General features: G+C 66.7%; 4 protein-coding genes. All 4 read right to left on the bottom strand.

The genetic code is table 11. The features are described from left to right. Window positions 1–920, bottom strand: a 920-nt coding sequence (gene cofG / locus O2807_13070) for a 7,8-didemethyl-8-hydroxy-5-deazariboflavin synthase subunit CofG (GenBank protein MDA1001431.1), incomplete at its 3' end; no start/stop codon positions are given. A gap of 104 nt (window positions 921–1,024) precedes the next feature. Next, the gene (locus O2807_13065) at window positions 1,025–1,570 is read right to left on the bottom strand and encodes an RDD family protein (GenBank protein MDA1001430.1); all 546 of its coding nucleotides are present in this window, start codon (window positions 1,568–1,570) and stop codon (window positions 1,025–1,027) included. Window positions 1,571–1,572: 2 nt separating this feature from the next. Continuing rightward, on the bottom strand, window positions 1,573–2,763 hold the full coding sequence (locus O2807_13060; protein MDA1001429.1) for a CoA transferase: 1,191 nt from the start codon (window positions 2,761–2,763) through the stop codon (window positions 1,573–1,575). 181 nt (window positions 2,764–2,944) lie between these two features. Continuing rightward, a complete protein-coding gene (aroE, locus tag O2807_13055; protein ID MDA1001428.1) occupies window positions 2,945–3,808 on the bottom strand; it encodes a shikimate dehydrogenase in 864 nt (287 codons plus the stop codon). Window positions 3,809–4,028: the final 220 nt, after the last annotated feature.

The following is a 4,028-nucleotide window of genomic DNA, read 5'->3' as shown; positions in this document are numbered from 1 at the left end:
CACCAGCCGGCCGCGATGTACTCGTCGTAGATCGGCATCCTCGGGCGCAGCGCGATGTCTTCTTTTCGGAGGGCTTCCTCGAGCGCATCGAGCGCGGGCCAGGGCCGATCGGGGTTGATGTAGTCGGGCTCGGGGGCGATGCCGCCGATGTCGTCCGCCCCCGCCTTCAGGAGCGCGGTCGGGTCGCCGATCAGGTTGGGCGGGATCTGGATGTGCACCCCCGGCATGAGGCGGCGCATCTCGGGGATGAGGGCGGCCACCTCCGCGTCCGCCGGGCGCGGCCAGCCGGCCATCGCGGTGCCCGCCTGCGGGTTGAGGGGCTGGAGGATGACCTCCTGGATGTGGCGGTAGCGCCGGTTCAGATCGGCGATGGCCGCGAGGGCTTCGATGCGCTCTTCGGGGGCCTCGCCGATGCCGATCAGGATGCCGGTGGTGAAGGGGATGGCGAGCCTCCCCGCCGCTTCCAGCGTGGCGAGCCGGAGCGCGGGCGCTTTGGTCGGCGCGGCTTTGTGGGCGAGCAGATGGGCGCGCTCGCTGGTCGTTTCGACCATCACCCCCATGCTCACGTTGTAGGGCTTGAGGAGTTCGAGCTCCCACCCCTCCAGCGTGCCGATGTTGGTGTGGGGGAGCAGGCCGATCTCCAGATAGCGCCTGCAGATCTCCGCGGTGTATTCGGCGTAGGAGCCGTAGCCCCAGGCTTTCAGCTGATCGCGGAGGCGCTTGTGGCGGTCGATCCCCTCGCCGGTCATGATGAGGGCCTCGACAGCGCCCTCATCGTAGGCTTTCTGCCCGGCCGCCACGCATTCTTCCATGGACATCAGGACCGGTTCATCGCGCCTAAAGCTGCAGTAGGCGCACCGATCCAGGCACCAGGTAGTGGTGGCGAGGGTGAAGTTGGGGGAGTAGGTGACAGTCCGCACGCCGGGTCTCCTCAGGGCCGATAAGCTGGCCGGGTGCCTGAAAAAAGGCATCCTAAGCCCCCCCCGCGGAGGATGGCAAGCCGGGATGCCGGGGGGGGGCGGGGTCAGTCCTTTTTACTGAAGAAGGCGCTGGGAGCCTCCGGCGATGCGGGCGGAGAATCCGGCTCCTCGTCCTTCGGGTCGGGCGCTTTGTAGACAACGAGGCAGCCCGCCATGATGTCGTGGAGCGCCTGCTTCCGCCGGGTGAAGCCGGCCATGAGGAAGCCGATGTTGAGAATGAGGGCGGAGACCACCTTCCCGAAAGAGCGGCCGGTGGCCCGCGCCAGGGAGATGCGGTTGCCGCCGAGGTCGGTCACGATGATCCCGAGCGCCATCTTGCCGAGGGTCGCCTGCTTCGATGAGCTTTCCATCAGGCACATGTAGGGCCAGGGGATGATGATGGCGATGAGGGCGTAGAGAACGTTGAATTCGGGCGAATCCTCGATGACGCGCGCGGGCAGAAAGAGGCCGAGGATGAACCCGGCGATGAGGGCGAGGACGACGAAGATCGCGCCGTCGATGAAATAGGCGAAAAAGCGCACCCAGAAGCCGGCGTAATCCGGCGCGCCCCCGGATGGAGGCGCGAGGCGCGTATCGGATGAAGTGGTCATTTTCAGATGATCCCTTTCTCCCGCAGGGCCCCGACCTCCGCCGCGCTCTTTCCCAGAAGGCCGGTGAGAATCTCATCGGTGTGCTCCCCGTGCAGCGGCGGCGGCAGGCGGACCGCGCCGGGGGTTTCGGAGAGCTTCACGGGGATGCCCATCATCCGGAGGGTGCCCGTGCGGGCGTGCGCCACTTCGACCACCATCTCGCGGTAGCGTACCTGCGGGTCGGCGCAGACCTCGGCGATGGTCTTGACCGGACCGCAGGGCACGCCCGCCGCCGCGATGAGCTGCACCCACTCGGCGCGGGGCTTTTCGATCAGGATGTTTTCGATGATTCCCTCGATCTCATCGCGGCCCTTCACCCGGTCGGCGTTCAGCTTCCACTTGGGATCGTCCGCGAGGTCTTCCCGGCCGATGGCGCGGGCGAAGCGGTCCCACAGGCTGTCGTTCGCCGCCGCGACGATCATGTCGCCGTCGGCACAGGCGAAATCGCGGTAGGGGGAGATGCTCGGATGGCGGTTTCCCATCCGGCCGGGCGGGGTGCCGGTGGCGAAGAAGTTGCCCGCGGCGTGGCTCATCAGGGCGGCCTGCCCGTCCTGGATCGCCATGTCGATGAATTGTCCCTTGCCCGTTTTTCCGCGCGCGATGACGGCGAGGAGGATGCCCTGAATGGCGAACAGCGCGGTGGTGAGATCGGCGATGGCGATGCCGGTCTTGAAGGGGCCGGTATCGGGTCCGCCGGTGATGCTCATCAGGCCGCCCTCGCCCTGCATGAGGATGTCGTAGGCGGGCCGGTTGAAGCCGGGGCCGTCCTGGCCGTAGCCCGAGACCGAGGCGTAGATGAGCCGGGGGTTCCATTCGCGGCAGGTCTCCTGGCCGAAGCCGAGGCGCTCGATGGCGCCGGGGCGGAAGTTCTGGATCAGGATGTCGGATTTTTCGACGAGGTCGCGGATGATCTCACGCGCCGCCTCGGATTTCAGATCGAGGGTGAGGCTTTTCTTGTTCCGGTTCACCGACTGGAAGTAGCTGCTCTCCCCGCCCTCATAGAAGGGCGGCCAGCCGCGGGTCTCGTCCCCGCCGGCGGGGTGTTCGACCTTGATGACCTCCGCCCCCATGTCCCCGAGCATCATGGAGCAGAAAGGCCCCGCGAGGACGCGGGAGAGATCGAGTACGCGAAGTCCTTCAAGCGGTGCGGTCATGAACGTCTTTCTCCAGTATCGCGGTGGTTTATTTTGGGCAGCGGATCAGTTTGTTTGTATTTCTTTCTTGTCATTCCGAGCGCCGGAGGCGCGAGGAATCTGCTTTTCCACAGCAGATTCCTCAGTCGCTACGCTCCTTCGGAATGACACCGCTGGTCCATCGCGCGAACTGCCCCACTCCTTATTTCGCCGAAAGTGTTTTCAGGATGTTCTGCGTCACTTTTTCCACGGGCATCTCGGTGCCCGTCCAGAGCTTCCAGGCGGCCGCCCCCTGGTGGATGAGCCAGCCGACTCCCGAGACGGTGCGGGCGCCGCGCCTCTTTGCGGCTTGGAGAAACGCCGTCTCCACCGGGTTGTAAACGGCGTCGGTGCAGATGCACCCCGCGGGGATGGCGTCCTCGGGAACGGGCATCGCCGCCTCCCGCTCGGGCTCGCCCGCCATCCCCTGGCTCGTGGTGTTGACGATGAGATCGCAGCCCTCGGCCGCCGCGTGGAGATCCGAAAGCCCTCCGCCCGAGAGCTGCGCTCCGGGAAGGTTTTTCGAAACGTACGCCGCCAGCGCCTCGGCCTTTTCGGCGGTGCGGTTCCTGATCTCGATGTGGGCCGCGCCGCACTGCGCCATCTTGACGGCGATGGCCCGCGCCGCGCCCCCCGCCCCGATGAGGAGGCACCTCTTCCCGGCGGGGGTCTCGCCGGTTTCGCTCTCGAGGGAGGCGAGCCAGCCGATGCCATCGGTGTTGTGGCCGGTCATCCGGCCCGCCGCCCCGAAGACGATGACGTTGACCGCCCCCATCAGCCGCGCGTCCTCGCTCAGATCGTCCATCATCCCGGCCGCCGCCACCTTGTGGGGGATGGTGACGCAGAGCCCGCCGAAGCCCATCGCCCGCGCCCCGTGCACGGCCTCGGCGAAGTTCTCGGGGCGGACCTCGTAGGCCATGAAGCGGTAGGGAAGGCCCAGCGCCTCCGCCGCGGTGTTGTGCATGACGGGCGACATGGTGTGGCTGAGCGGGTAGCCGAAGATGGCGAGCGTCTTTTCGAGGGCCAACGTGGCCTCCTCCTTCCCCGGCGGAACCGGACCTTCCGGCGGGGCCGGGGATCTGTTGCGTGCCGTAAAGATAAGCTAGATTAAGGCGAGCGCCGCGCCTTTCGCAACTCGCAACCGCCGCGGCGGAATTGTCCGTTTTTCGCGCTATATATAAGGAGTCTCCCCTCATGGCCACCGTCCAAGCCGCCACCATGCTGCAGCCGGGCGAGATCGTCCTCCG

This window comes from bacterium (assembly GCA_027622355.1).
GTDB lineage: Bacteria > UBA8248 > UBA8248 > UBA8248 > UBA8248 > JAQBZT01.
This window is presented reverse-complemented; position numbering and strand designations above follow the sequence as displayed.